The 4,074-nt window shown below is 36.2% G+C and carries 6 protein-coding genes; 2 read left to right on the top strand and 4 right to left on the bottom strand.

The window, feature by feature from the left end; genetic code table 11:
• The first annotated feature begins 151 nt into the window (after positions 1-151).
• Complete coding sequence (locus tag ACIQVU_RS20070; RefSeq protein ID WP_402897007.1) at positions 152-472, top strand: hypothetical protein; 321 nt, start codon at positions 152-154, stop codon at positions 470-472.
• 49 nt (positions 473-521) lie between these two features.
• Here the strand turns inward: ACIQVU_RS20070 and ACIQVU_RS20065 are convergent, their stop codons facing one another.
• The 3 genes from ACIQVU_RS20065 to ACIQVU_RS20055 form a co-directional block, all read right to left on the bottom strand.
• On the bottom strand, positions 522-1,184 hold the full coding sequence (locus ACIQVU_RS20065) for a hypothetical protein (protein WP_340807600.1): 663 nt from the start codon (positions 1,182-1,184) through the stop codon (positions 522-524).
• 164 nt (positions 1,185-1,348) lie between these two features.
• On the bottom strand, positions 1,349-1,543 hold the full coding sequence (locus ACIQVU_RS20060; protein ID WP_340807601.1) for a hypothetical protein: 195 nt from the start codon (positions 1,541-1,543) through the stop codon (positions 1,349-1,351).
• A gap of 135 nt (positions 1,544-1,678) precedes the next feature.
• A complete protein-coding gene (locus tag ACIQVU_RS20055; protein WP_340807602.1) occupies positions 1,679-2,173 on the bottom strand; it encodes a YehS family protein in 495 nt (164 codons plus the stop codon).
• Between the two features lie 282 nt (positions 2,174-2,455).
• Between ACIQVU_RS20055 and ACIQVU_RS20050 the strand changes: the two genes are divergently transcribed.
• Positions 2,456-2,659, top strand: a complete 204-nt coding sequence (locus tag ACIQVU_RS20050; protein WP_340807604.1) for an alpha/beta-type small acid-soluble spore protein — start codon at positions 2,456-2,458, stop codon at positions 2,657-2,659.
• A 59-nt stretch (positions 2,660-2,718) separates the two neighbouring features.
• On the opposite strand, the gene ACIQVU_RS20045 is transcribed toward ACIQVU_RS20050, so the two are convergent.
• Positions 2,719-3,915: an MFS transporter gene (locus ACIQVU_RS20045; RefSeq protein WP_340807605.1), complete on the bottom strand. Its 1,197-nt coding sequence runs from the start codon at positions 3,913-3,915 to the stop codon at positions 2,719-2,721.
• Between the last annotated feature and the right edge of the window lie 159 nt (positions 3,916-4,074).

Genomic DNA, 4,074 nt, shown 5'->3' with positions numbered 1-4,074 from the left:
GGTTGTATATAACCAAATCTATAAAAGAAATAGGAAGAAAAATGACAAAAGCCATCGAGAGTGAACCTCTCGATGGCTTTTGTCTACAGTCTGAAATAATAATTATTATTGATCAATATGCTCTATATGGAATAAGTAATGAGGTGGGAACATGAAAAGGATTTTCCAATTTAAAACACTGAAAGCTCGCATTTTAAGTGCATTTATACTTTTATTAACAATTGTCATTAGCTTTACAAGCTACACTTATATTTCCAATACAAATATGGAAAAACAAGCGGAAAGCTTAGTACAGGAAGATTTAATTGTCTTAAATGCAAGTAAGAACTTAGCACTTTCTATGAGTGTTCGTTTATCAGCAGCCTTTAACTTTATCTCAACAGGTGATATAGCTCATAAAGAAACATTTAATGATTATCATGCAATGGCTGGTGAGGAGCTAAATAACCAGCTACAGCAATTTAAAGTTTAATGAAAAATAGCAAGCGGGTGTTTCAAAAGTCGTTTGAAACATCCACTTGCTATTGCCATTGTCGAATAGGAACCCTTTCCAATTCATGGCGCTTAATAATAACGCTAATCTTTTGAAACCATTGCTCACATAGTTCCAATGCTTCCTCATATTCATCTGTATCCCTTTCAATTGGATGGTCACTATTTTCCATAAATATATATTCAACAATAGGGGCTGCTAGATGATCCACAACTAGCTTTAATGATAGCTGTGAAACTGTATCTTCCTCCTCAAGCTCCTCCATTTCATCTAATAATGAGCTACCTATTAAATAGTTTTTCGCTTTTCGTATAGTTGCTTCATCCTCCACCACTGCTACCTCATATATTTTATTAAATGGAATTTCTATTACTTTGAGCGGGTCATCCAATGCTTCTCGCTGTGCTACAATCAGCATATTCGTTTGCTCATTTAACAATAAAGCATGTAAAACATCCTGTGATATTGTGCATTGTGTATGAGGAATAGCTGTTATCTCTGCCTCACTTGCCTCCCGCATATTCGCTAAATGCTGCATTTCACTATAACGCGCTTTTATATAACGCACGCTGCCTATACCAACTAAAGCTATACCAATGATAAAAAAGAGCTGCTGAATAATCATCAGCTCAATAGCATTTGCTAGAACAAGATAGATAATCCCCAATAAAATGAAAAAAATAATTTTCATTGCTCTCCCGCCCTTAAGTAAGATAATTGCTAGAAAAAATCCTGTGATATACTAGCAATCATATTCTTAAGACTATCTTTTCATACTTCTTTGCTACAAAAAAAGACATCGAGATTGAATTTCTCGATGTCTTTCACTCACTTACCCCTAAGTGTTTGAATATATTATACGTTTTGTGTTACAAGGAGCACTGATGGTATAAAGGATAGCGCAAACATCGCTACATACCATAGTGACGTACGACGTAATGAAAAACGAACTTTTTTACGTTCTGCATAAAAAATATCTAACATAATTGCAACAATAAAAGGCATTGTAATACATGCAATAGCTACTAATAAGATGTCAAAATAAATCATACAAGCACCCCTTTATTTGTGAACACTTTTCATCTTTTTTGTGAACATTTTGTGATAAGTCAATTGTACATAATTCCGTCACAAATTGTCAACAATTTTTAAAGAAAAAAGGATGCTTTTAGATTGACAAGTATATTAGTCTCTATATTTATATGTTAAGCCTCTTAAAAAATTGCGTACAAAGCGATCACCGCATTCTTTATAATTGCGATGGCTCGGGTTTCTTAAAATAGCCCCTAGCTCGCTTTTCGAAACATTCACACCACCCTCATATAAAATATCAAGCATATCTTCACTTGTTAAAGCTAAAGCAATTTTTACTTTCTTTAACAGCATATTATTTGGGCTTTCTTTTCCTGTAACAGGTGCTGGCCCTTCAGCCTGTCCTTCTGCTGTTTTTTGAGGTCCACGTTTAAATGTAATAAAGCCATTTAAAAAGGCCTCAAGCATTTTATTATTACATTTAATGTATACTTCTGGTGCTTCTTCCTCATCATTTACTTTAATCAGCATATTTAACACATCTTCTTTTGTGTAGTCCAGACCACCTAGCTTAAAAATTTTCACCATCTCTGTATTTTTTATATCGAATGCATAGCGTAAACGAATTAATATATCATTATTCGTCATAAATTAGTTCCTCCTTTTATTCAATCAATTACGCCCTAGCGTAATTGTACCTGTCGCTAATGCTTTCAGTACATAAAGCATCTGCCGCCAGGGCTTTTATCTTGGTTCAGTGGACATTTGGACATCCACTGAGCCAAGATAAAGAATCAGGCTTAATTATAACAGAGAGCTTCATGCTTTCCACAAGTTGTTGTGATTAACAATTAGCGTGTGTCTTTCCTTCTTTTTAAATGTATGAAAAGTATCACATCGTCCATTCTAAATTTGAAGGAGGTGACAATCATGGCTAATACGAACCGTAGTTCCAACAAACTGCAAGTACCTGGTGTTCAAGAAGCTGTCGATCAAATGAAATATGAAATTGCTCAAGAATTTGGTGTACAGCTTGGTCCTGAAGCATCTTCTCGCGCAAATGGCTCCGTTGGGGGAGAAATTACAAAACGCCTTGTAGAAATGGCTGAAAAACGCTCAAAAGGTTTATTATAAAAATAACAAGAACGAATCCCAACGGTAATGTGGAATTCGTTCTTTTATCATTTATCAGATTATGCGATTTGCATCGCCTTGTCTGAGCTTTTCAATGTCAACATCACAACAAAGGAAGTGCAATATAGCGCCGCTAAGTAAATCATTGCTATTGTCATATCGTAGTTTTGTAAAATATAGCCGACGAAAATTGGAGAAAAACCACCTATTGCTCGGCCAAAGTTAAAGATTGTATTGGTTGCTGTACTGCGAATTTGTACAGGATAGAAGCTACTAATTAATGCACCATATCCGGCAAACATCCCATTCGAGAAGAAGCCTACAATAGCGCCTCCCATTAATATAGCAATTGCTCCTGTTGCAAAGGAGTACAGAAATACTGCACAGGCAGAAGCAAGTAAAAAGACACCAAAGGCACGCTTTGCACCAAATTTATCCATAAATCTACCGAATGTCAGCATCCCAATAATCATGCCAACTGCGGTACTAATTGTCCACAATGCTGAGCTTGATACAGATAACCCTTGTGATTGCTGTAGCATAGACGGCAACCAAATCATTAAGCCATTGTAGCCTGCAATTTGAACAGTAGCCATTAAAATAAGCGAAAGTGTCGTTACTGCTATACGAGGTGTGGCGAATAGCTGTGTTAATTTTCCTTGCTCTTGCTTTTTATGTTGCTTGCTCTGTGCTGCTAACCATTCTGGTGATTCTTCAAGATTTCTACGTACAATAAAGGCAAAAATAACAGGGAATACACCAATAAAGAATAATGCTCTCCATCCTAAATGCGGTAAAATAATCGCACTTAATAATGCCGCTAAAATAACGCCATATTGTGCTCCTACACTTACATAAGAGGAAGCTCGTCCCTGCTTATTCTTTGGCCAAGCCTCAGCAACAAGTGCCATACCAATACCATACTCTCCACCAGCACCTAAACCAGCAATAAATCTATAGATATAAACTTGTTCAATATTTGTGGCTAGTCCTGTTAAAGCCGTACCAATGGCAAATAATATAATCGTATATGTAAATACTTTTACTCGTCCATATTTATCTGCTAGTATACCGAAAATAATACCGCCTAATAGCATACCAATATTTGTAACTGAAGAAATCATTCCTCCTGTTGCAAGGTCGATATTAAACTCTGCAATAATCATTGTCATCGCAAAGGAAATAAACATAATGTCCATTCCTTCTAAGGTTAATCCCGCTACTGAAGCGACAACCGTTTTCTTACGATAATCCATTCCTTCTAGCCTCCCATTTTCTAGTTGTCTATCTCTTTTAGTGAATGGATTATAGCTGTCTTGTGTAAGCCCGTAATCAAATAACGCATATAAATGACCTGGCACCTCCGGTACGATAAACGTATCATTCAAAGGAGGTGCCATTCCTATGCCAACGGA

This window comes from Lysinibacillus sp. NPDC098008, from assembly GCF_044760715.1.
GTDB lineage: Bacteria > Bacillota > Bacilli > Bacillales_A > Planococcaceae > Lysinibacillus.
Note: the sequence above shows the minus strand (reverse complement) of the source record. Positions and strands in the feature narration are given on the sequence as shown.